This is a genomic window from Acrocarpospora sp. B8E8 (assembly GCF_039871605.1).
Classification (GTDB): domain Bacteria; phylum Actinomycetota; class Actinomycetes; order Streptosporangiales; family Streptosporangiaceae; genus Acrocarpospora; species Acrocarpospora macrocephala.
In genome coordinates this window covers 181,157-204,612 of record NZ_JBDPLV010000002.1, presented here as the reverse complement: position 1 = coordinate 204,612, position 23,456 = coordinate 181,157, and the positions used below count along the sequence as shown (strand labels likewise).

Genomic DNA, 23,456 nt, shown 5'->3' with positions numbered 1-23,456 from the left:
TGAACCAATGAGGCGGGCGATCCAGCGTGTTCGATGACCGGAGCCCGATCTACCGGCAGATCGCCGACCGCATCAAGGCCGATGTGCTGAGCGAGACGCTGAAGGGCGACGAGCAGGTCATGTCCACCAACCAGTACGCGGCCTTCTACCGGATCAATCCGGCCACCGCGGCCAAGGCGTTCCAGCAGCTCGTGGACGAAGGCGTCCTGTACAAGAAGCGAGGTATCGGCATGTTCGTCAGCCCGGACGCCCGGGAGAGCCTGCGGGCCGCCCGCCGGGAGAGTTTCTTCGCGGAGGTGGTGGATCCGATGGTGGCCGAGGCCAAGGCGATCGGCATCCCGCTCGGCGAGGTCGTGGGCCGGATCAACGAACTGGGGTCGCGATGAGGATCGAGGTGCGGGATCTGGTCCTGCGTTACGGCGAGACGACCGCGCTGGACGGCATCACCCTGTCCCTGGGCGAGCACAAGATCTACGGCCTGCTGGGCCGCAACGGGTCGGGCAAGACGAGCCTGCTGTCGGTGCTGGCGGGCTTCCGCCGCGAGTCCGAGGGCGTGGTCCGGGTGGACGGGGCGCCGGTCTTCGAGCACGCGCCGGTCACCTCCCGGATCAGCCTGATCCGCGACGCGGGGGAGACCACCGACATCGGCACGGTCGAGGACGCGCTGTTCTTCGCCGAGTGGCTGCGCCGCGACTGGGACGCCGAGTTCGCCGACCACCTGCTGGAGCGGTTCGCGCTGACCCGCAAGATGACGGTGAAGACCATGTCCAAGGGGCAGCGGTCGGCGCTGGGGGTGATCATCGGGCTGGCCGGGCGGGCGCCGCTGACCATGTTCGACGAGTCGTATCTGGGCATGGACGCGCCGTCCCGGCAGGCGTTCTACGACGTGCTGCTGGCTGACTACATGGCCCGGCCGCGGACGATCATCATGTCCAGCCATCTCATCGAGGAGGTGAGCCCGCTGTTCGAGGAGGTCGTGATCATCGACGCGGGCCGGGTGGTGGTGCACGAGGAGGCGCAGGCGCTGCTGGCGCGCGGCACCGCCGTGACCGGCGCGGCCGCGCCGGTGGACGCGTTCACGGCGGGGCTGACCGTGCTCGGCAGCCGCCAGCTGGGGGCGACGAAATCGGCGATGGTGTACGGCGTGCTCGACGAGGAGCGGCGGCGTAAGGCCGTGGCGGCGGGCCTGGAGCTGGGCCCGATCGCCATGCAGGACCTGTTCGTCCACCTGACCGGAGGCCCCCGATGAGGTTCCCGACCCGGCTGCTCGCGGCCAACCTGCTGTTCGCCGCCCTGCTGTGGGCGAGCTATCTCGTCGTGGTCGCGCTGATCACGCTGGGGATCTCCGTCTTCAACGAGGTGAGCGGCAGCGTGTGGGAGCCGGCCGGCCAGCTGCCCCGCTGGTATGTGCTGTTCACCGGGGTGACGCTGGTGCGCGAGTACCTGCCGATGTACATCGCGCACGGGCAGACGCGCCGCCAGTTCGGCGGCCAGGCGGCGATCACGATCGCGCTGTTCGCGCCGTGCGTGGCGGCGCTGATGACGGCCGGTTACCTGCTGGAGAACGGCCTGCACGCGCTGGCGGGCTGGCCGCAGGGGCTCAACCGGCCCCATCTGTTCGCGTCCACCTCCCAGGCCGCGCTGATCTTCACCGAGTACACGATCGAGTACCTGGTGTGGGCGGCGGCGGGCGCGCTGATCGGCGCGGGCTTCTACCGCTGGCAGGGCGGCGGGCTGCTGACGATCCCGGTGGGGGTGGCGCTGGTGCTGGTGGCCGCGGGGGCGACCGGCACCGAGCTGCGGATCCCCATCGCGACCCGCCTGTTCGGCTTCGATGTGGATCTGCCGCCGGGCCTGCCGGTGACGCTGGGGGTCGGGCTGGGGGTGTTCCTGCTCGGGCTGGCGCTGACGTGGCCGATCATCCGTGATGTGCCACTGCGAAATCAGCAGGGGTGAGCAGGGCGGGCAGCTCGGTGAGGGTGCGGATGGCGGGGATGCCGGGCGGGGGCGGGCTGGTGCCGTACCGGTCGAGCCAGATGCCGTGCATGCCGACCCGGGTGGGGCCGACGGCGTCGAGGTTGAGGTTGTCGCCGACCAGGGCGACCTGGTGGGGGTCGAGGCCGAGTTTGGCGGCGGCGGCCAGGTAGCAGCGGGGGGAGGGTTTGAAGTGGCCGCCGAGGAAGTCGGGGGTCAGGACCGGGTCGAGGCGGTCGAGCAGGCCGAGCCGCCGGAGTTTGGCCTCCTGCTGAACGGGCTGGCCGTTGGTGAGCACGCCGAGGGTCAGCCCGGTGCCGGACAGGGCGTCCATGACGGGGTAGGCGTCGGGGAAGGCCTGCCAGGCGGCTTCGTAGCGGAGCAGGAACCGGCCGTAGGCCTCGTCGAGGTCGGCGGGGACGGGCAGGCCGAGCTGGTCGCAGTAGTCGCGCAGGCGCCGGCGGCGCTGCTCGCCGAAGGAGCATTCGCCCTGGTGCCAGGCGGGCAGGTGCTTGTCCTCCAGGCGCAGCCACAGGGCGGGGCCTTCGGCGAGGAGCGGGTGGCAGGGGGAGAGCTCCGCCGTCCACGAGGTCACCGCGGCGGCGACGGCCGTGCGGTGGTCGAAGAGGGTCTCGTCCAGGTCGAAGAGGATGGCCCTGATCATGTCTGCCATCCTGGGTAACTGCTGTTACAGGGGAGTTTCCGCGATGTGAAACCGGAAACCCCGCCGTTTGCCGGCCGGTCAGAGCCGGCGGTCAGGTTTCCCGGGGGAGACTCACTCGAGCGATCAAATCCAGCTACTGTACGCGAAGTCAGGATAGCTTTCGTGGAGGAGCCCATAGAACCGTACATCCTCGACGCCGTGCGCACACCCGATCGGAACGACCACGTGGCCCAGACGGCCGGCTCCCATCGCTATAGCCTCGTATTGCGCCCACGCTAGACAGCCACATCAGCCGCTATGCCCGGCCACCGGCCGTCCGGGCTCCCCACCCGGGTCGGCGTCACCAGGGGCGGGCAATCACCGCTGCCGCGGACCCTAGGAATTCACGCGTCACAACGGGCGCAGGTGCTCGATCGTGACACGGTGCCGCTCGGTCAGCCGCTGGGCGATCAACGAGCGGTGGCAGGCCTCGGAGTCGCGCTCGACACAGAGCAGCGCTGCGGTCCCACTGCTCGGCAGCTCCGACACGATCGGTGCGAGGTCGGCGCGGTCGAGGATCTCGGTGGTGTAGCGGCGGATGTACTCGGCAGCGAGTTCGCGGCGCGAGCGCTTGCCGACTCCTTGGCGGTCATCCTCGGCGTACTGGAGCCGGCGTAACTCGGTGGTTGGGGCGAGCTCGGGATGGTGCTCGTAGGCGATCCGGGCATGGGCGAGGGCCGCCTGCAGCCGGTGCGAGTTCGCCCAGGCGTACTCGGGTCCGCGGACACCGCGGCGCTGGCGTACGTCGAGCAGCAGGCGAACGTCCGCGTGCCGCAGTCGTTGCAGGAAGGACTCGCCGTCGAAGCCATAGACGCCGATTGTCACCATCGTGAGCACCGGAAATCACCCACCTGTCTCCTACTCGTGCCGCCTCCGGCAGCCCTGCCGGAGGCGGCGGGGTCGCATCACGCGACGGCGGTCCCCTCAAGCTCGACCATCAGGTCGGGGATCGCCAGCCGTGCCACCCCGAGCATCGTGGTGGACGGTGCCACCCCGGCGGCGCCCAATCGCGACGCCAGCACGCCGTAGTGCTCGAAGAGCCGATCGACGTCGGTGGTGTAGACGTTGAGCCGGACGAGGTTCGCGAGGGACATGCCGGCCTCGCCGAGCACGGCCTCCAGGTTGTCGAGGCTCAGCGCCAACTGCGCCGCCATGTCACCGGCATGCTCGGGCTTGCCGTCGCCGCTCATCGCGGTCTGCCCGGCACAGTAGAGGGTCCGGGTGTGCCCGGAGACGATCTCACCCTGGTTGTACCCCATCTCCACCGACCACGCCCACGGGTTGACCGCCGTTCGCTCCATTGCCACATCAGCTCCATTCGATTCGTCGGCATTGCGTATGTCCATCGGCTCGGTAGCCACCGTCTTTTCGTCGTGGTGATAAGCCTCCTGGCAAATCACGACATCCTGTGTCATGTATTTCTGTAGGGTTTTCGTATGCGCGCTGACCGGTTGGTCTCGCTGGTGCTGCTGTTGCGGCAGCACGGTCGGCTGTCCGCGGCCGCGCTGGCCCGCGAGCTGGAGGTGTCCACCCGCACCGTGCTGCGCGACATCGAGGCGCTGTCGGCAGCTGGCGTCCCGGTCTACGCCGAACGCGGCCGGCACGGTGGTTTCGCGTTGTTGCCGGGCTTCCGGACCGAACTCACCGGACTGAACCACGACGAGGCCCTTGCCCTGCTGGTCGCCGGATCGCGGCGCGGCGCGCAGGCATTCGGCCTCGGCTCGGCGCTCGCTTCGGCGATGCTCAAGGTGGTCGACGCGCTACCCGAAAGCTATCGGGACACCGCGGCCGGCGCGGCCGAGCGATTGCTCATCGACCCGGAGACCGACCTCCTCTCGCGTCGGCTGGTCGCTGAGGAGGTGCCTGACACCGTGGCGGCCGAGGTCCTGCGCGCGGTGTTCGCCGGACACAAGCTGCGCATCCACTACGCGGCTGTGGACCAGACCCCGAAGTGGCGCACGGTGGACCCGATCGGCCTGGTCACCATACGCGACCGGGGCTACTTGCTGGCCACGAGGTCTGGCGCGGACCGCACCTACCGGCTGTCCCGGGTCTTGGCCGCCAAGGAACTCGCCGAACCCGCACAGCGACCAGACCGGGTCGATCTGGACCGGGCCTGGCAGGAACGCAGCACGCGGTTTCGGACCGGCGGCGACCAAGTCACCGTGCTGGTACGGGTGGACCCGGCGCGGCGGGAGGACCTGGTGGGCACCGCGCTGGCCGTCCGCGCCGAAGAAGCCGACTCAGACGGCTGGCTGCGGCTGGAGGTGACCTTCCAAGATCCGAGACACGCCGAATGGGCGCTGTGGCAGCTCACCACGAACGCGGAAGCCCTGACCCCGCAGTGGTTGCGCAACTCCCTGCGCGACCGCGCCACCGCGATCGCCACCCGCTACGGAGCGTCACCCTGAGTTAGGGTGCCGATCATGGCTTGTCGCATTTCCGAGCTGGTGATCGATTCCTGAAGCTCGGGGCGCGCCCGGCCGACATCGGCCAGACCAGCGAGGAGCCCTGGCACGTCCTGGCCGACCACGAAGGCAACGAATTCCGCTTTCTGCGAGCCCGCCTGAGCTGAGCATCGGCCCCACCGGCAAATCACACACCGTCATCATTGTCACGCAGAGCTACTTTTCCCTGGTGGCGCCGACCCGAGTGGGGAGCCGTCCGGGAGGCCACGGATCTTTCCGGCCCGCGCGTGGATCGCCGGTAGGCGATCGCGGGGGAGCGGCGTGTCGTCAGCCCTGGTCGCGGTGGGAGCCGGGCGCATCCTCCCGGCCCGCGAGATCGGCCGGACCGGTGGGCGGCCGTCCCGGCAGGCCGTCAGGCGAGCCTGGGCGGGTGGGACGGAGCAGCGGGTGCGCGCGCATCGCGACCTCCAGTTCGCCTGGCAGTTCGTCGCGGTAGCGGCCGAGGGTGCTGAGGTCGCTGTGCCCCAGGACGCGGCGGACCGCGTCCATGTCGGTGCCGTCGGCCAGCAGGTGGGTGGCGGTGGTGTGGCGGAGCCCGTGTGGGGTGACCGTACGGCGGCGGTCGGGGTCCACCCGCTCCTGCACGCGATCGATGACCGCCTGGACGTCGCCCCTGGCCAGGCGTTTCCCGCGCCAGGACAGCAGCAGCGCCTTGTCGGGGACGGGCGGGCGCGCGTGCAGGTAGGCGGCGAGGGCGGCGGCGACGTCGCGGGGGAGTGGCACGTCGCGGGTCCGGCCGCCCTTGCCGAAGATGCGCCAGTAGCGGACGCCGTCGTTGGTGTAGAAGTCCTCGACGTTGGCGCGCACCAGCTCCGACACCCGCGGCCCCAGCGTCGTCAGGAGCAGCACGATGAGCGCGTCACGCAGGTCGGTCCGCTGGTCGCGGCGGCGCGGCCGGGCCGGCGCGGCGGGGGAGCGGGCCGCCCCGATCAGACCCTCGGCCTGCTCCTTGGTGAGGGCCCGCCGTTCGGGACGCAGCCCGCCCCGCTCGCGCGCCACCACCGTCGCCGACGGCATCGGATTCAGCTGCACCCAGCCCGCCAGCGCCGCGTGCTTGAACATCGCCGACACCGACCGCCGGAACCTCGCCTGCGACGACGCGCTCTGCGCCGCCTCCGCGCCCGCGGCCGACCGGCGTTCGTCGGGTTTGCGGGCGAAGGCCAGCAGGATCGCGTCCACATCCTCGCCCGACAGATCGTCCAGGATCCTGCCCGGGCCGCAGAGCCGCACGAATGTGGCCACATCCCGCGCGTACACCTCGCCGGTGCCCGCGGACAGGGCGCCGGTCACCATCTTGGCGCGGACCAGCTCCACATAACGGTCCGCGGCCTCCTCAACGGTCAGCCGATTCACTTCACCCGGGCGCATGACCCGAGACGATAGCGACCCCCACCGACAATTCCCGGCCGCCCGCCACCCGGCCCGCGGGCGTCCAGGCACAATGGAGAAGATCGACACGAAGGGGGATGAGAGTCGTGACCTATCCGGATCCGGTTTACCTCGGCGACGGCGGCGAGATCAACGCCACCTACCGCCCCGACGGACAGCGGCCCGACATCGACCACGGCTCCGGCAGCGCCGCCCACTACCTCGCCACCGGCGCCACCACCAACGGCAAGTTCGGCCTCTACCGGTGGGAGATGGGCCCCCATCCGACCGGCCCCGCGCCGCACTTTCACCGCTCGATCAGCGAGTCCTTCTACGTCCTCACCGGCACCGTACGCATCTTCGACGGCACCGGCTGGATCGACACCGGCCCTGGCGATTACGTCCACGTCCCCGAAGGCGGAATCCACGGCTTCCGCAACGAGTCCGGCGCACCCGCCTCCATGCTGCTGCACTTCGCCCCCGGCGCCCCCCGCGAAGGCTACTTCGAAGGCCTCGCCGAATTCGCCGCCATCGGCCGCCCCAGCGAGGAAGAACTCACCGAGTTCTACTTCCGCCACGACACCTTCTGGATCTGACCGGTTCCAGGCCGCCGGGCTGGGACAGCGCCTGGCGGCGGCGGCCGCCCTCCTCCCACATGGCCGCGAGCTCGCCGTGCGCGGCCGCGCGGAACACGTCCAGGAGTCCTGGCCCCGGTCGAACAGCGCGCGATGGTAGGCGGCGACCAGGCGCAGCTGCTCGGCCGGATCGGCGGGCGCGGCGAAGTCGAAGACGCTGCTGATCTCGCGGGCCTCGGCCTCGAACACGTCCAGCAGGGCCAGCAGGATCGCGTCCTTGGTGCCGAACACCTTGTAGACGGTCTGGACGGCGACGCCCGCCTCCTTGGCGATCTCCGAGATGGGCGTGGCCACGTAGCTCCGGCCAGCGCCGGTTCGTGGAGGATTTCACCGAGTCATCCTGGTGAACTTCCTCGATCTGCCGGCCGTCGTCACGCCCGTGGGGGTGTCCGGGGGTCTGCCGCAGTCGGTTCAGCTCGGCACGTTCACGCCGATCGCGCCGCGGCCGGCCGAGCAGCTCGCCCACGCCTGAAACGGGGGAGGATTCATGCGGCACCTGGCTATGGCCTTCGGGCTGACCGGGCACTCCTCGGGGCCGACGGAAACACCACAAAACGGGCAGTCGTGAGCGGGGGAGGGACTGTCTTCGGGAAATCGAGCGAAGGGTTGCCTGGCCGGACCGCGATCCGGACTCCTGACCGGGAACCAGCGGCGATCGTGTCGTATCCGCGTCCGGACGCGATGGAGGAACCCACCGCGCCCGGACGCGAGAGGACCGGAGACGGGTCATCCGGAAAAGTCGGGCCGGGGTGGCATTCCCTCGAGCCCACCGTCTCGGCGCGACGGTGGAAGGGACCGGACCGAACCTTCCAGAAGACGGGGACATGATCGAGGTGCGTTCCTTCACCACGGATACATCGGATGTTTTGTTGGCGTAACCGCACATGTCCTACACATTTCGTGACAATAGATACCACTTTTGATTTTTGTCAACAGAAGTCTGCCGATTCGTGACCAAAATCGGCCCTATGTGACGTTGTACTGCGGATTTAACCCAGAGTGACATGAATATTCCCCTGCGTACCGATCGGGTAAGGGTGACGGAACCATTGACCCCGTTCTGGTCGCGTAGTAACAATGTGATCGCTCGGCTCAACAGCGGTGGCATGCTCGCGGGCTTGACACGAATCACAGTGACGTGATCGGCGCACGCGTCCCTCGATCGAAAGGGAGTAAGCGTGAGCGACACGCATGCCCGAGAAGACTCGCTCCGCCGTAGCCTCGGACTCAACCGACGGCAGTTCATGGCCGCCACCACCGGGATGGCCGCCGCAGCGGCCATCCCGCTCGCCCTCCCCGGCGCGGCCCAGGCAGACCCCGTTCCCGTACGCGACGAGCGGAGCGCCCTGGTGCCCGCGTCCCAGCGGGGCATCATCCTCTACACCGTCCGTGACGCCATCAGCCGCAACCCGCTGACCAGCCCGCTCCCGTCCGGCTTCCGCAAGGTGTTCGAGGCGCTCTCCGCGATCGGGTACGCCCAGGTCGAGTTCGCCGGCTACACCCAGAACGCCAACTCCGAAGGCGGCGCCAACCTCGAGACCGTCGAGGGCGCCCAGTTACTCCGTACCTGGCTGGACGAATACGGCCTCAAGGCCCAGGGCAACCACGGCTTCATCCCGGGCTCGTGGCCGCTCAGCCCCGCCGACCTGGACCGGTTCCAGCGAACCCTGGAGATCGCCAACATCATCGGCATGGAGCACGTCGGCACCGGCAACGACCCGACCGGCAGCAACTTCAAGGCCGACTGGGACCTCGCCATCGAGAAGTGGCACGGTCTCGGCCAGCTGGCCCAGGCGGCCGGGCTCAAGCTGTACACCCACAACCACGACGCCGCCTACAACTTCCTGCTGGACAGCGGCCCGCTGGACACGCTGGGCCGGCCGACCCGCTCCTCCGGCATCCGGAAGCTGGAGTACTTCCTCAGCCAGACCGACAAGCACCTCATCTTCCTGGAGATGGACCTGTTCTGGGCGCACGTCGCGCAGTACAAGCACACCCTCTTCACCGCACCGGACGGATCAGTCCAGACCGACATCTTCGATCCGTTCTCGCTCGTCCGCGACAACCAGAAGCGCTACCCGCTCTTCCACATCAAGGACGGCAAGCTCAACCCGGCCACCTCCAACGGCTACGACATGGTGCCGCTCGGCACGGGTGACATCGGCTACAAGGAGTTCTTCAACCGGGTCAAGATCCGGGACAAGCACCACCCGATGTACGAGCAGGACAACGCCCCCGGCGGAACCGCCAACCCGGCGCAGTCCCTGGATTACGCCCGGCTGAGCTACGAGAACTGGGCAGCTATGAAGGAAGACCGCTACTACGAGTAAGCGCGTCACCAGTCGCCTTTAATGCCGGACCGCCATGCGCATCCGCCGTTGCCCCGGCGGGCGTGGCGGTCCGGTCCTGATACTCCTCGTCCTAGGAGAAGTACCTTCATGCAGCGTACCCAAAAAGCGCTGGCCGTCCTGGTGACAGCTCTGGCGCTCCCGTTAAGCCTGCTCGCGGTGCCGGCCCCGGCCGCCGCCGCCGAACCCGCGACCACCTGGTCGAACTACGAGAAGATCACCCTCACCAAGAACGTCGGCGAGCCGATCGACCTGGCCGTGCTGCCGGACCGCCGGGTCCTGCACACCGCCCGCAACGGCGACATCCGGCTGACCGACCCCGCCACCGGCGTCACGACGGTCATCAACACCATCCCGGTCTACGCCAACTCCGAGGACGGCCTCCAGACGATCGCCCTCGACCCGGAGTTCGCGACCAACCAGTGGGTGTACGTCTACTACGCCCCCCGCACCCTGACCGCGCCCTACCCGGAGACCACCCCCACCGGCTCGGCGCCCAACTCGCTCCCGGCCGGCCAGGACGAGACCTACTGGAACCAGTGGAAGGGCTACAACCAGCTCTCCCGGTTCAAGTGGACCGGTTCGGCCCTCGACCTCGCCACCGAGCAGGTCATCATCAAGGTCGAGACACAGCGCGGGCAGTGCTGCCACGTCGCGGGCGACATGGACTGGGACGCCGACGGCAACCTCTACCTCGCCACCGGCGACAACACGCCCGCCAGCGCGCCGGGCGCCAGCGGCTACGCGCCCAACAACGACGCGCCCGGCATGAACCCCGGCTTCGACGACCGCCGCGGCGCCGGCAACAGCAACGACCTGCGCGGCAAGATCCTCCGCATCAAGGTGCAGTCGGACGGGACGTACACGATCCCGGCAGGCAACCTATGGCCGCCGGGCACCGAGAAGACCCGCCCGGAGGTCTTCGTCACCGGCGTGCGCAACCCGTTCCGGATGGACGTGGACGCGCAGACCGGCACCGTCTCGTGGGGCGACTACGGGCCCGACGCCGGAACCGCCAGCCCCACCCGCGGCCCGCTCGGCTACGTCGAGTGGAACATCACCCCGATCACCAAGCCCATGAACAGCGGCTGGCCGTACTGCACGGGCGACAACTTCAACTACAACAACTGGGACTTCGCGACCTCCCAGCCGCGCGAATGGTTCGACTGCGCGGCGGGGCCGACGAACACCTCCCGCTACAACACCGGGCTCGCACAGCTGCCCCCCGCGACCCCCGCTGACCTCTACTACGGCGACAACAACACCCATCAGCCCGCGGAATGGGCCGGACTGGTCGACTTCGAAGCCGCAGGCGGCCAGGGCCCGATGGGTGGCCCGATCTACCACTACGACGCGGCCAACCCCTCGACGTCGAAGTTCCCCGAGTACTGGGACAGCAAGGCGTTCTTCGGCGAGTTCTCGCAGGACTACCTCGCGGCGTTCACCGTGACGCACCCGGACGGGCCGGTCACCAAGCTGGAGCACTTCCTGCCCAACAGCGCGCTGCGCACCGCCGCCCAGCCGCTCACCGACAGCCCGATGGACCTCGAATTCGGCCCGGACGGCTCCCTCTACGTGCTCGACTACGGCGACGGCTTCTTCCGCGCCAACCCCGACGCCGGCCTCTACCGGATCGACTATTCCCCCGACAACAAGACGCCGCAGGCGAGGATCACGGTCGACAAGGCCTCGGCCAGCGCGCCGCCGCTGACCGTGCAGTTCGACGGCTCCGGGTCGACCGACACCGAGCCGGGCGCCCTCACCTACGAGTGGGACCTCGACGGCGACGGCGACTTCGACGCCACCGGGGCCACCACCAGCCACACCTACGCCACCCAAGGCCAGTACACCGCACGGCTGCGCGTCACCGACTCCGGCGGCCGGGCCGGGCTCACCTCGATCGAGATCACCGTGGGCAACACCGCGCCCGTGGTGACCGTGACCACGCCACCGACCGGCGCGTTCTTCGACTGGGGCAACGCGATTCCGTACCAGATCACGGTCACCGACGCGGAGGACGGGAACACGCCGGTCTGCTCGCGGGTGCAGTGGACCTTCGGGCTCGGGCACGACACCCACGCCCACCCGGAGACGCTGGGCGCCGGCTGCTCGGGCACCTGGCCGACCCCGGCCAACGCCACCGACCACGGCGAGACCGAGAACATCTTCGGCGTCGTCGTGGTGCAGTACCGCGACAACGGCGCCAACGGCATCCCCGGCGCGCTGGGCGAGGCCAGCCTCATCCTCAACCCCAAGCTGCTGGAAGCCGAGCACGCCGACCAGCTCACCGGCGTCACCGACACCGACGACGACAGCGCCTCCGGCAAGGGCAAGATCACCTCGCTCGACCCGGGCGACTCGATCGCGTACGACCCGGTCAATTTCATCGGCGTGAACTCGGTCCAGACCAAGGCCTCCGGCGCGGGCACGCTCTCGCTGCGCTGGAACTCCGCCACCGCCGATCCGTTCGCCACCGTCACGATCCCCGCCGGCACGGGCTGGCAGACGGTCACCACCTCGCTGGCCGGCGCCCCCACAGGCAGCGGCAAGCTGTTCGTCACCTCCGGCGGTGGCGTCGAGGTGGACTCCTTCACCTTCTCGGGCAACGGGGTGGGCGACAAGACGCCGCCGACCGTGACCGCCACCACCAACCCGGCGACGCCGAACGGCGCCAACGGCTGGTACACCGACAACGTCACCGTGACGGTGAACGCGACCGACAACGGCGCGGTCGCCAGCCGTCAGTACTCCCTCAACGGCGGCACCACCTGGCTGAACGCCAACAACCCGGTGACGCTGAGCGCGGAGGGCACCCACGAGGTCAGCTACCGGGCCACCGACACCGCGGGCAACATCTCGCCGGTCGGCACCCTCACCGTGAAAATCGACAAGACCGCCCCGGTCCTGACGGTCAGCGGGGTGGCCGACACCACCTACGGCGACTCGGCCTCCATCACCCCCGTGGCGACGGCGACCGACGCGACGTCAGGCGTGGACACCGTCACGCTCGCCATCGACGGCCAGCCGATCATCTCCGGCGCCGCGGTGCCGTTGTGGAAGCTGCCGCTGGGCGCGCACACCTTGACCGCCACGGCCAAGGACAAGGCGGGCAAGACCACCACACAGTCGGTGGCCTTCACCACCACCACGTCCTACGCCGACCTCACCACGCTGGTCAACCGCTTCAGAGACAGCGGAAACATCACCGTGAACGGAGCCAAGAGGCTGGTCAATCATCTTGAGGACGCCCAGTACAGCCTGAGCAAGAACAAGCCGCGAGCGGCCAGGGACGAGCTCGTGCGGTTCATCGAGGATCTGTCCAAGCGCGACTACGTCAACAACGCGGAGGTGCGCGCGGCACTGGCCAGAGACGCCCAGGCGCTGATCGAGCAGTTGAACTTGTAACCGACGGCGGGGGAGGGCCGTCCAGGGCCCTTCCCCGCCCCACCCTTTCCGGATGGATATCAGCTCATTCAGGGAAGACGGATGATCATGGTATTCCGAACCAGGGGAGTGGTCGCGAGATCAACGCCCAGCTGCCGCCTGGACCCGTCCGCTGCGGAATTGGGCGAAGAGCGCCGACGCTACGTCCGGCGTTGTTCACGAGGATGTCGATGCGACCATGTCGAGCGATGACCTCGGCCACTGCCTCGTCATGGCTCGGGTTTCGGGGAGGGCGCCAGCTTCTGCGCGGATCACGCCTGCTTCATGCTGATCTGCTTGAGCACGGGCTGCGGACCTGTCGCAGCGATTAGTGACCTCGTTCCCGGCCGAGGAAGCACGACAGGAGTCGCCTGAAGTCGTGCGGGTGCTCGAGCGCCGGCACGTGCCCGCATCGGCCGAGCACGTGCAGACGGACATCGGCCAGGTGTTCGAGCAGGGGCAGGGCTGCCGTCCCGAGCGGGGTGACTCGGTCCTCGGCGCCGTGGACGAGCAGCACGGGCGCGCGGACCCCTGCCAGCGTTTGCGCCGAGAGGGTGAGCTCGTCGGCCCAACGTGCCCTAGGTGGAGGGAACAACGACGCGAATGCGGCCGCCCCCGCTCGCATCGCAGCTGCACGGGCAGCGACGGCCGACTCGGTCACGAGCGCTTGGTCGAGGACGAGGCGACTCAACATGTCTCGTGCCCCGAGCGGGCCGGCGGGGGCGGCCCAGACCGCGTCGAGCTCGGCGGACAGCGGCGCCCCGGGGGCGCCCATCGTCGAGACCGCCACGACACGGGTGACCTGCTGGGGACGCGCGGCCGCCAACGCCAGCGCCACGGCACCGCCCATGGAGTGGCCCACCACGGCGTAGTACTCGGCACCGAGAGCATCCATCAGGCCCGCGGCCTGCTCCGTCCACAGCCGGAGCCCGCCCCTGGAGCCCGCCGGGATTGGTGTACGGCCGAACCCCGCCTGGTCAGGAGCCACCAGGTGCCAGGACGTGCCCAGCGCCTGTGCCGTCGTTGCCCAGGCGCCAGATCCGGTCGTACCGGGTCCGGAGCCGTGCAGCATCAGCACCGCGGGCCCGGTGCCGCTCTCCAGGACGTGGACGGGGGAGCCGTCGACTGTGACGGTCCGAAGTGCCGTCACCGAGACAGGCCAGGTGTGCTCATGCCGATGCGGACTTGATGGACTTCGAGAAGAGCTCCATCATCGCCCTGCCGAATTGCGGCATGTCGGGCCACCCCCGGCAGGAGACGAGGTTGCCGTCCACGACGTCGGGAGCGTCGATGACCGTCGCGCCCGCGTTCTCCATGTCACCGGTGATGGGGGGGAAACACGCCGTCTTTCGACCCTTCAGCAGCCCGTACACAGCCGGCACCTGCGCGCCGTGGCACACCAGCGCGATCGGGAGGTCGCGCGCGAAGAAGTGCTCGGTGATGCGCCTGACGTCGGCGTCGACCCGGATCCACTCGGGGGCACGTCCCCCAGGGATGATGAGGGCGTCATAGCGCTCGACGTCGACCTCGGCCCAGGGCACGTCGACCGGCAACTTTCGGCCGTTCTTCTCCACGTAGGCGTCGGAGTTGGGGTCGAACTCGTGGATGACCAGCTGAATGTCACGCATCGTCCGTGACGAGACGTCAACGTCCCAGCCGCCCTCCTGCACGCGATAGTAGGGATACATGGTGTCGAGCTCCTCGGCGGCGTCGCCGGTCAGAAGCAGCGCTCTGGGCACCTACTTCTCCTTGCATTTGGGGCGGTGAGTTGGATCAAATCCGATCCGATTGAGTCAGCATTCCTCGGCCCAGCCCGCCCGTCAAGCCTCTACCGCCATTCCGTCCGCGCCCTTGGCCTCGTCGAACAATCGTCGGAACCGCTCGCCGGACAGCAGGATGTGCCGACGCATGGCGTAGGCGGCGGCGTCGGGGTCACGCGCGGCGATCGCGGCCAGAACTTCTTCGTGCTCGGCCATGGCCAGGTGAGTGACCTGGGTGTCGTGGAGAAGCCGGAACAGGTGCACGTGCGTGTGCAGGCGAGCGAGCGCTTCGCGGATGACCTGGTTCTCCGCGCTCAGGGCGACGAGATCGTGAAAAGCGGCGTCGCGTAGCCCGAAGGCGCCATAGGCCATGAGCCCGTTGCCCCCCTCCAGCTCCGCCATCTCCTCCAGCAGTCGTCGCAGACCGGCCACCTGCTTCGAGGATGCGCGTTCGGCGGATCTGCGCGCCGCTGCCGGCTCGAGGAGCAGGCGGACCTCAAGCATGTCCTCGAATCGGTCACGGGTGATTTGGGGGGGAATGCGATAGCCAGCATGGGGCACACGCACGACCAGGCCCTCGGCCTCCATGCGGTTCAGAGCGTCTCGGATCGGCGTCTGCGAGACCCCCAGCTCTCGCGCCAGGACATCGATCGTGACGCGGGAGCCAGGCTCGATCCGTAGCGACATCAGCTGTCCGAGCAGCGTGTCGTACACCTCGTCGGCAAGCCGGCCGCGAGATCTTCCCGGCGGCATTCCGCCCGTCATGGCCCCACGGCCCCGCGCGATCATCGCTTCGTCGTCCATCGTGACGTGAGGTCCTTTCTTGCGTCTTCGGGAACCTGTTGACATTGGTTGCAACGCTGCGGGATGTTGACGCCCCCAATCGGATCGTATAGGAAAGGTGACGGATGCCAGCCATCCTTCACCCATCGGGGAACCGCCCGCCATCGCTCCGCTTCGATCAGTTGGAGCTCCCATGAGCATGCTCGACGTCCTACTCGATTCGCCACCGGGCCGCACAAGGACCGAAGGACTTCTCGACTGCCTGAAGCCCCATTACGTCGCGGCGTACTCGTGACGCCGGTCCGCGGGTCAGCCCCTGCGACAGCCGGCAACACGCCTGAACCCAGCAACTGCTCGGCGAAGCACGCAGCAAGGCTACAAAAGTCCCCACCCAGAAAGCAGGCAAGAAGATGCGGTATCCAAAGCGAATAGGACGACTGTCCGTTCCCGGTCGAAAGGTGCGGCTGGCGACGGCGGTCATGTTGGTGGCCACGACCGTGGCGGCTTGCGGCGGCCAGGACGACGCGAGCGCCCCCAAGGCACCGGCGACCATCCCGGAACTCACCAAGGACCCGCTGACCCTCAGCTTCATCTGGTTCGACTGGCCCCCCGCCCACGCGCTGGAGGCCTTCGCGAACGCGGAGTACACCAAGGAGCGGTCGAACGTGACCATCAAGGTCAACACCGTGCCGAACGCGAACTGGCACGACGCGATGTTCACCCAGTTCGCAGCGCACAAGACCGACTTCGACATCCCGATCCTGGACTCGCAGCACATCGGCGAGGCCGTGACGAACGGCAACATCCTCGACATCACCGACTTCGTCAAGCAGAACATCGACGTCAAGGCCTACAACCCGTACCTCCTGGCGGCCTACGGCCAGTACCCCCAGGCGGAAACCGGCAAACGCGACGAAAACGCCAGCCTGTACGGACTGCCGCTGCTCGGCGACACCTGGACGATGATCTACCGCAAGGACCTGATCGGCGACAAGCCACCGCAGACGTGGGACGAGATGATCTCAGTCGCCGCGAAGTGCCAGGCGGACAACCCTGGCGTCAGCGGGCTGGCTTTCCACCAGGCCAACGGCTCCGACGCCGCGGCGGTGACCTACAACACGGTCAACGGCGTCTACGGCGGCAACCTCTGGGACTCCAAGACGCGCAAGATCGACGGCGTCATCAACGACACTGCGGGTCAGGAGGCGATGGACGTCCTGGTCAACAAGATGAAGCCGCTGACCGCCGCGGGCTCCGGCAACTGGTTCATCGACGAGGTGAACGCGGCGGTCGCCCAGGGCAAGGCATGCATCGCGTTCAACTGGATCGCCGCGAGCGGCGGCCTGCTTGACCCGAAGCAGTCGACGCTCGGCACCACGCGGGAGGAGATTCTCGGCAAGCTGGGTTTTGCCACCCTGCCGAGCCAGAAGACGAACCTGGTGCCTCTCGGCGGCATGGGGATGCACGTGTCGGCCTACTCGCCCGAGGCGAACCAGGCGGAGGCCCTGAACTTCATGAAGTGGTTCGAGCAGGCTGACATCCAGAAGAAGTGGGCCGCGGCCGGTGGCGTGCCATCGCGTACGGACGCCCTGGCGTCGCCCGAGTTCCTCAATGCCGGGCCGTTCAACCAGGTGTACGCCGACTCGGTTTCGCGGATGCGGGACATGTGGAACGTGCCCGAGTACGCGCGTCTCGTCGACATTGAGAACACCAACGTGAACGCGGCTCTCAACGGCGCGAAGACGCCGAAGGATGCGCTCAACGACATCGCCAAGGAGCAGCAGGGCGTACTCGACTCCGGCAGCCGCAAGGGCGGCGGCGGACTGTGAGTGGCCCTGTCCCTCTGACGACCGACCAGCCCGGGCAGGTGGCGTCCGCGACGCCGCCTGCACCGGGTCGGTCCCGCCGGTTGAGCGACCGCGGGCTCGCCGTGGCCTTCATCTCCCCCGCGCTGCTGCTGTTGCTCGCAATGTCGGTGTTCCCGTTGCTGTGGGCGTTGTACCTGTCTTTCACCGACTACTCGGCCACCCGCGGGGGGTCGGCCCATTTCGTCTGGTTCGAGAACTACACCGCCATCCTGACTTCGCCGCAGGTCCACCTGAGGGCCTTGACGACGTTGATCTACGTGGTCGGCGCCGTCGCCCTGCAGACCGTGCTCGGTTTCGCCATCGCCTACCTGATCTCACGGCGCACGCACGGGCGAGGACTGCTGACCACTCTGTTCCTGGTTCCGATGATGCTGTCGCAGGTCGTGGTCGGGCTGTTCTGGAAATTTATGCTCGACGCGCAATTCGGCGTGATCAACAGCATGCTCGGCTCGCTCGGCCTGGGGCAGGTGGAGTGGCTCACCCGGCAGCGAACGGCATTGATCTCCCTGATCGTGGTCGACACCTGGCAATGGACGCCGTTCATCATGCTCATCGCGCTTGCGGGCCTTACCGCGGTCCCCAAGTACTTGTACGAGGCCGCCTCGATCGACCGGGCGTCCGAGTGGTTCCGGTTCCGCACCATCACTCTTCCGCTGGTGTGGCCGCTGCTCCTTATCGCTGTGTTGTTCAGGGCCATCGAGGCCTTCCGGCTGTTCGACCTCGTCTACATCCTCACCAGCGGAGGTCCGGGGGTCTCCACCGAGACGTTGTCGTTCCACGTCTACAAGGTCGCGTTCCTGGGCTTCAACACCGGAACCGCCTCGGCGTACGGGATCCTCATGGTCCTCGTCGTCATCGTCCTCACGCAGCTCTACCTGCGCTACTTGAACAAGCTCAAGGAGGACTGATGGCCGTCTCCGTCGACGAGGCCGTGTCCGCAGGTCCTGTCCGGGATCACACGCCCCCCGCGCGCCGCTTCGGCGGCCGGGGCCGCTCCGTGCTGGAGATCGCGCTGCTGACCGTGCTGGCCGTCGTGATGCTCTTTCCGGTGCTGTGGATGATCGAGACGTCCATCAAGGAGAACCGGGACGTCTACGCCATCCCGGCCAAGTTCTTCGACTTCAAGGTCACTCTGGATCATTTCAAGGACGTGTTCGTCGCCTCCGGCGGCGGTCGCTCGACCTTGTCCGTCGCGTTCCTCAACTCCGTCGTGGTCGCCGGGGCCTCCACGGCGCTGGCCACCGTGCTGGGGGTCCCGGCGGCCTGGGCCTACTCGCGCTTCGCCGTGAAGGCCAAGAAGGACCAACTGTTCTTCATCCTGTCCACCCGCTTCATGCCGCCCGTGGTAGTCGTGATCCCGATCTTCCTCATGTACCGCCAAGTCGGACTCATCGACACCAAGCTCGGCCTGATCCTCATCTACGCCGCGTTCAACGTCCCGTTCACGATCTGGATGATGAAGGGGTTCGTCGACGAGGTGCCCGCAGAGTACGAGGATGCCGCCATGCTCGACGGCTACACCCGCTTGCAGGCGTTCTGGCGATTCACCCTTCCCCTGCTCGTGCCCGGCATCGCCGCGACGGCGGTCTTCGCCCTCATCTTCTCGTGGAACGAGTTCGTGTTCGCCATCTTCCTTACCTCCAGTGACACCGTGCGGACGGCCCCACCCGCCATCGCCGGCCTCATCGGTGGAACCACCGTGGACTGGGGTCTCGTCGCCGCCGCCTCCGTAGTGTTCGCCCTACCGGTGCTCGTCTTCGCCTACCTGGTGCGCAAGCACCTCGTCGCCGGTGTGACGCTCGGGGCGGTGCGACGCTGATGGCGGGCATCGAGGTGGCCTCCCTGCACAAGCGCTACCCGGACGGGACGGTCGCCGTTGAACACGTGGACCTGTCCATCGGCGACGGCGAGCTGTTCGTGATGCTCGGCCCTTCGGGTTGCGGCAAGACGACCACGCTGCGGGCCATAGCCGGCCTGGAGAGGCAGACGACGGGCGACATCCGCATCGGCAACACGCTGGTCAACGACCTGCCGCCCGCCGAGCGCGACATCGCCATGGTGTTCCAGTTCTACGCTCTCTACCCGCATCTGAGAACCCGCGACAACCTGGCGTTCCCACTGCGGGCCGAGGGACTGCCCAAGGCGGAGGTGCGCGAGCGGGTCGACGAGGCCGCCCGGCTGATGCGGCTCGGCCCGCTCCTGGACCGGCGACCGCGCCGGCTGTCCGGCGGGGAGCAGCAGCGCGTCGCACTTGCTCGCGCCCTGGTCCGACGACCACGCGCATTCCTCATGGACGAACCTCTCACCAATCTGGACGCGGAGCTGAGGGCGGACATGCGCACGGAGATCAAGCACCTGCAGGGGGAGCTGGGGACGACGATGGTCTACGTCACCCACGACCAGGTCGAGGCGATGTCGCTCGGTCACAGAATCGCCATCCTCAACAAGGGCCGCGTCGAGCAGATCGGCACGCCGCTGGAAGTCTACGACCGTCCGGCGAGTCTTTTCTGCGCCGCATTCATCGGCTCCCCGCCGATCAACCTGATTGAGGTGGAGGTGGCCGACGGGAAGCTGCGCAGTCAGGGCGGACTGGTCCTCACGCCACCGCCAGGCCTGCCGCGCGACCGCCCCCTGGTCGCAGGCGTCCGGCCGGAGGCGCTGGAAGTCACAGAACCAGGGGCGGAAGGTTCGGTCCCGGCCCGCGTGGTCTCGGCGGAGTGGCTGGGCGACGAAATCATCTACTTGGTTGACCACGGCGGCCAGCGCGACGTACGGGTTCGGATGCCACCGACTGTCCGTTTCGCCGCTGACGCACCGGTCGGGCTGCGGCACACCGGCGGGCCCCCGGCGGTCTACGACGTGAGCACGGAAGAGCTGGTGGCCTGATGGGAACCGTGGCAGTGCACGGGCTGTGCAAGTCCTTCGGTAAAGTCCAGGCCCTGGACGGGGTGACGCTGGACGTGCCGGACGGATCGTTCTTCGTCGTGCTCGGACCCTCCGGGGCAGGCAAGACGACGACCCTGCGAGCGATCGCCGGCCTTGAGAAGCTTGACGCCGGGTCGGTGCATCTGGACGGGAGGGACGCGACCGGTGACACCCCGGCCGCACGCGACCTGGCCATGGTCTTCCAGAACTACGCCCTCTACCCGCGACACACGGTGTACGAGAACATCGCTTCGCCGCTGCGGGCACGCCGCTGTTCTTCAAGCGAGATCGCCGCTGCCGTCGAGCAGATGTCGAGCCTGCTGCACATCGAACGTCTGCTGCAGCGTCGTCCGGCGCAGTTGTCGGGCGGTGAGATGCAGCGTGTCGCCCTGGCCCGGGCGCTGGTCCGTCGCCCGCGCGCGTTTCTCATGGACGAGCCGCTGACGAACCTCGACCTCAAGCTCCGCGTCGAGATGCGCACCGAGCTCACCCGCATCCACCGGAGCCTCGGAGCAACCTTCGTCTACGTGACCAACGACCAGGTCGAGGCCCTGTCCATGGCCGACCAGGTCGCGGTCCTCAAGGAGGGGAAGGTGCAACAGGTCGGAACGCCGACCGAGGTGTACGAGCGTCCAGCCAACCAGTGGGTCGCGGGATTCGTCGGGAGCCCGCCGATCAGCCTGCTCGCCTGCCACGCCGAGGGAGATCGTCTGGTCGGTGCGGAAGGCTGGACGCTGCCGCGGCCCCGCTGGACCACGGCTGAGGACGGTCGTCCGCTGCTGCTGGGCCTGCGCGCAGAGGACCTGTCCGTCGAGCGGCGTGGGAACGCGTCGTTGTCGGGTGAGCTCTACGGCCTTGAGCCGCTCGGTGACCGAACGGTGGTCGACGTCCGAGTGGGGACGGAGATCCTCAAGGTCAAGGCACGACCCACCGTCACCGGTACGCCGGGCGAGCGGCTGCTTGTCACGGTCGACCTGGACCGTGCGCACCTGTTCGATGCGGGCACCGGGCTGACGCTGTCCGAGGCCGGGAGGTAACCGCGCAGGGCGGCGACGTCAACATGCGCCCGCACGTGGCAATCGAGCCTCGGCGGACCGTCACCGGTGAGCACGGCCTGACGACGCTGAAGCAGCCATGGCCCGAGAAGGCGATCGGTGGCGCGGGGCGTCGCCCTGCAGCCAGGGCCGCAGCCCGGGCCGCAGCCAGGGCCAAGGCCACGTTCGACCCGTTCGTCAACGCGCGTGGCGCGATCGCTGAGGTCACGCTGGACATCACCAAGAACATCACAGGAGGCGACGCAATGAGTGACCCGATGAACGTCCTGGCCCCCGAGCACCGGCGGCTCCGGATTGGCGGCGCCTGGCGCGACGCCGCCAGCGGAGCCACCTTTGCCGTCGAGGACCCGGCCACCGGCAAGACCATCGCCGAGGTGGCGGACGCCGATGTCGTTGACGGGCTCGCCGCTCTGGACGTGGCGAGCAAGGCAATGGCGGAGTGGGCGGCGACCCCGCCGCGAAAACGATCAGAGTTGTTGACCGCGACGTACCGGGCACTGACCGAGCGATCCGAGGAGGTCGCCCGGCTGATAACGCTCGAGATGGGCAAGCCGCTCGCCGAGGCTCGGGGAGAGGTGGCCTACGGCGCCGAGTTCTTCCGTTGGTTCGCCGAGGAGGCGGTGCGCGTCGAGGGGCGCTACAACACCGCTCCCGCTGGTGGATATCGCATCCTCACCGTGCCGAAGCCGGTCGGACCGTGCGTCTTCGTGACGCCCTGGAACTTTCCGTTGGCCATGGGTGCCCGCAAGATCGCTCCTGCGCTGGCGGCGGGCTGCACGACGATCACCAAGCCAGCAGCCCAGACGCCACTCACCATGCTGTTCCTGGCCCGCATGATGGAGGAGGTCGGCGTTCCCCCGGGCGTCGTCAACGTCGTGACAACCAAGCGTGCCGGCGAGGTGGTCTCAGCACTGCTAGCCGACCGTCGGACCCGCAAGCTTTCGTTCACCGGGTCGACCGAGGTCGGGCGCGTGCTGCTACGACAGGCGGCGGACAACGTGCTGCGCACCTCCATGGAACTGGGCGGCAACGCGGCCTTGATCGTGTGTGCCGACGCGGACCTGGACGTCGCGCTCGACGGTGCCATGGTGGCCAAGATGCGCAACATCGGGGAGTCCTGCATCGCGGCCAACCGAATCTACGTCGAGGAGCCGGTGCGCGAGGAGTTCACGGCGCGCTTCGCCAAGCGGATGGGCGCGCTCTCGGTGGGCCATGGTCTCGACGACGGCGTGGACGTCGGGGCGTTGATCGACGAGGCCTCGGTCACCAAGATCGACGAGCTCGTCGCCGACGCGGTCAATCGCGGCGCCCGTGTCTTGGTGGGCGGCGAGCGTCCGGATGGGCCGGGTCACTTCTACCCGCCTACGGTCCTCGTCGACGTGCCCGAAGACGCGCGGATGCTGGAGGCGGAAATCTTCGGCCCGGTGGCGCCGATCATCTCGTTCACGTCCGACGACGAGGTAATGGCGAAGGCCAACGACACCGAGCACGGCCTGGTCGGATACGTCTTCACCCGTGACCTCCAGCGGGCGCTCCGGTTCACCGAGGGGCTAGAGACAGGGATGGTCGGCATCAACCGTGGTCTGATCTCGGACCCGTCAGCTCCGTTCGGAGGCGTGAAGCAGTCCGGGATCGGCAAGGAGGGGTCGCACGAGGGCATCCTTGAGTACCTCGACGTCACCTACGCGGCGATCGACCTACCGTGACCGGCCCGCTGCTCCGGGTGCCCGCCGAGGATCACCGCGCCCTGTGCACACATGACCTGACCGGCCTTCACACGTGGGGCGGGACCCGGGCCATGGTCGGCACGAAGCCGCTGGCACCCGGGGACGCCGTCGACTCCGCCGGTGCGCGCGCCACAGACGCGGCCGCGGCGGTGGATGGGGCGATCAGCCCCTTCGGCGGTCCCAAAGGCTACGCCCTCGGGCTCATGATCGAGGTGCTGGTCGCGACCTTGACTCGTACCGCCCTTGGCGACGATGTCCGCGGGACCCTCGACCCGACTGACCCGCCCACCAAGGGCGACGTCTTCATCGCGATGGACCCGAGGGCGCCCGGGCACGACCGAGTCTGGGAGCCCGGCGCGCGCGCCTGCGCCACCCGGCAGCCAACCTTGCCCACGCCGTCCCGGTCTCGCAGGTGACCT

The 23,456-nt window shown here is 68.3% G+C and carries 22 protein-coding genes and 1 pseudogene; 16 read left to right on the top strand and 7 right to left on the bottom strand.

Translation table 11 applies throughout. The features are described 5' to 3' along the window. Positions 1–26 precede the first annotated feature (26 nt). From ABGB08_RS03720 to ABGB08_RS03710, 3 genes are read left to right on the top strand one after another with little or no spacing between them, the layout of a single operon-like run. Complete coding sequence (locus tag ABGB08_RS03720) at positions 27–386, top strand: GntR family transcriptional regulator (protein ID WP_155350479.1); 360 nt, start codon at positions 27–29, stop codon at positions 384–386. Next, positions 383–1,249, top strand: coding sequence for an ABC transporter ATP-binding protein (locus ABGB08_RS03715; protein ID WP_347586223.1), 867 nt, complete (start codon positions 383–385; stop codon positions 1,247–1,249). The genes ABGB08_RS03720 and ABGB08_RS03715 overlap by 4 nt, the downstream gene beginning before the upstream one ends. Next, a complete protein-coding gene (locus tag ABGB08_RS03710; protein ID WP_347586221.1) occupies positions 1,246–1,956 on the top strand; it encodes a hypothetical protein in 711 nt (236 codons plus the stop codon). The genes ABGB08_RS03715 and ABGB08_RS03710 overlap by 4 nt, the downstream gene beginning before the upstream one ends. Here ABGB08_RS03710 and ABGB08_RS03705 read toward each other — a convergent pair. From ABGB08_RS03705 to ABGB08_RS03695, 3 genes are all read right to left on the bottom strand, one after another. Next, positions 1,919–2,638, bottom strand: coding sequence for an HAD family hydrolase (locus ABGB08_RS03705; protein WP_347586219.1), 720 nt, complete (start codon positions 2,636–2,638; stop codon positions 1,919–1,921). The two genes, ABGB08_RS03710 and ABGB08_RS03705, sit on opposite strands and share 38 nt — an antisense overlap. Positions 2,639–3,028: 390 nt before the next feature. Further along, complete coding sequence (locus tag ABGB08_RS03700; RefSeq protein ID WP_347586217.1) at positions 3,029–3,505, bottom strand: DUF488 domain-containing protein; 477 nt, start codon at positions 3,503–3,505, stop codon at positions 3,029–3,031. Between the two features lie 77 nt (positions 3,506–3,582). After that, complete coding sequence (locus ABGB08_RS03695) at positions 3,583–3,978, bottom strand: RidA family protein (protein ID WP_347586435.1); 396 nt, start codon at positions 3,976–3,978, stop codon at positions 3,583–3,585. Positions 3,979–4,113: 135 nt separating this feature from the next. On the opposite strand from ABGB08_RS03695, the gene ABGB08_RS03690 reads away from it, so the two are divergent. Beyond that, positions 4,114–5,088, top strand: a complete 975-nt coding sequence (locus ABGB08_RS03690) for a WYL domain-containing protein (RefSeq protein ID WP_347586215.1) — start codon at positions 4,114–4,116, stop codon at positions 5,086–5,088. 41 nt (positions 5,089–5,129) lie between these two features. After that, positions 5,130–5,252, top strand: a pseudogene (locus tag ABGB08_RS03685) (VOC family protein); the annotation flags it as partial. 160 nt (positions 5,253–5,412) lie between these two features. Here the strand turns inward: ABGB08_RS03685 and ABGB08_RS03680 are convergent. Beyond that, a complete protein-coding gene (locus ABGB08_RS03680; protein WP_347586213.1) occupies positions 5,413–6,513 on the bottom strand; it encodes a tyrosine-type recombinase/integrase in 1,101 nt (366 codons plus the stop codon). Between the two features lie 107 nt (positions 6,514–6,620). Between ABGB08_RS03680 and ABGB08_RS03675 the strand changes: the two genes are divergently transcribed. From ABGB08_RS03675 to ABGB08_RS03660, 4 genes are all read left to right on the top strand, one after another. Then, the gene (locus ABGB08_RS03675) at positions 6,621–7,109 is read left to right on the top strand and encodes a cupin domain-containing protein (RefSeq protein WP_347586211.1); all 489 of its coding nucleotides are present in this window, start codon (positions 6,621–6,623) and stop codon (positions 7,107–7,109) included. A 382-nt stretch (positions 7,110–7,491) separates the two neighbouring features. Then, entirely contained in the window at positions 7,492–7,620 is a 129-nt protein-coding gene (locus ABGB08_RS03670) for a hypothetical protein (protein WP_347586209.1), read from the top strand. Between the two features lie 706 nt (positions 7,621–8,326). After that, positions 8,327–9,478, top strand: a complete 1,152-nt coding sequence (locus tag ABGB08_RS03665) for a TIM barrel protein (protein ID WP_347586206.1) — start codon at positions 8,327–8,329, stop codon at positions 9,476–9,478. Positions 9,479–9,586: 108 nt separating this feature from the next. Further along, complete coding sequence (locus ABGB08_RS03660) at positions 9,587–12,901, top strand: PQQ-dependent sugar dehydrogenase (protein ID WP_347586204.1); 3,315 nt, start codon at positions 9,587–9,589, stop codon at positions 12,899–12,901. Positions 12,902–13,247: 346 nt separating this feature from the next. On the opposite strand, the gene ABGB08_RS03655 is transcribed toward ABGB08_RS03660, so the two are convergent. The 3 genes from ABGB08_RS03655 to ABGB08_RS03645 form a co-directional block, all read right to left on the bottom strand. Then, entirely contained in the window at positions 13,248–14,069 is an 822-nt protein-coding gene (locus ABGB08_RS03655; RefSeq protein ID WP_347586202.1) for an alpha/beta hydrolase, read from the bottom strand. Between the two features lie 19 nt (positions 14,070–14,088). Then, positions 14,089–14,658, bottom strand: coding sequence for a DJ-1/PfpI family protein (locus ABGB08_RS03650; protein WP_347586200.1), 570 nt, complete (start codon positions 14,656–14,658; stop codon positions 14,089–14,091). Between the two features lie 81 nt (positions 14,659–14,739). Then, positions 14,740–15,483, bottom strand: a complete 744-nt coding sequence (locus ABGB08_RS03645) for a GntR family transcriptional regulator (RefSeq protein WP_347586197.1) — start codon at positions 15,481–15,483, stop codon at positions 14,740–14,742. A gap of 437 nt (positions 15,484–15,920) precedes the next feature. Here ABGB08_RS03645 and ABGB08_RS03640 point away from each other — a divergent pair, with 437 nt between their 5' ends. The 7 genes from ABGB08_RS03640 (at position 15,921) to ABGB08_RS03610 (ending at position 23,453) form a co-directional block, all read left to right on the top strand. Then, on the top strand, positions 15,921–17,291 hold the full coding sequence (locus ABGB08_RS03640) for an extracellular solute-binding protein (RefSeq protein ID WP_347586195.1): 1,371 nt from the start codon (positions 15,921–15,923) through the stop codon (positions 17,289–17,291). A gap of 80 nt (positions 17,292–17,371) precedes the next feature. Continuing rightward, positions 17,372–18,238 (top strand): sugar ABC transporter permease, encoded by an 867-nt coding sequence (locus ABGB08_RS03635; protein WP_347586192.1) that lies wholly within the window; start codon positions 17,372–17,374, stop codon positions 18,236–18,238. Then, entirely contained in the window at positions 18,238–19,149 is a 912-nt protein-coding gene (locus ABGB08_RS03630) for a carbohydrate ABC transporter permease (RefSeq protein ID WP_347586189.1), read from the top strand. Before ABGB08_RS03635 ends, ABGB08_RS03630 begins: the two co-directional genes overlap by 1 nt. Continuing rightward, positions 19,149–20,216 carry an ATP-binding cassette domain-containing protein gene (locus ABGB08_RS03625; protein ID WP_347586187.1) on the top strand — a complete coding sequence of 356 codons (1,068 nt, stop codon included), beginning with the start codon at positions 19,149–19,151 and terminating at the stop codon, positions 20,214–20,216. Before ABGB08_RS03630 ends, ABGB08_RS03625 begins: the two co-directional genes overlap by 1 nt. Then, positions 20,216–21,292, top strand: coding sequence for an ABC transporter ATP-binding protein (locus tag ABGB08_RS03620; RefSeq protein ID WP_347586185.1), 1,077 nt, complete (start codon positions 20,216–20,218; stop codon positions 21,290–21,292). The genes ABGB08_RS03625 and ABGB08_RS03620 overlap by 1 nt, the downstream gene beginning before the upstream one ends. 263 nt (positions 21,293–21,555) lie before the next feature. Then, positions 21,556–23,016 (top strand): NAD-dependent succinate-semialdehyde dehydrogenase, encoded by a 1,461-nt coding sequence (locus ABGB08_RS03615; RefSeq protein WP_347586433.1) that lies wholly within the window; start codon positions 21,556–21,558, stop codon positions 23,014–23,016. Beyond that, a complete protein-coding gene (locus tag ABGB08_RS03610; protein ID WP_347586183.1) occupies positions 23,013–23,453 on the top strand; it encodes an Ldh family oxidoreductase in 441 nt (146 codons plus the stop codon). Before ABGB08_RS03615 ends, ABGB08_RS03610 begins: the two co-directional genes overlap by 4 nt. The last annotated feature ends 3 nt before the right edge of the window (positions 23,454–23,456 follow it).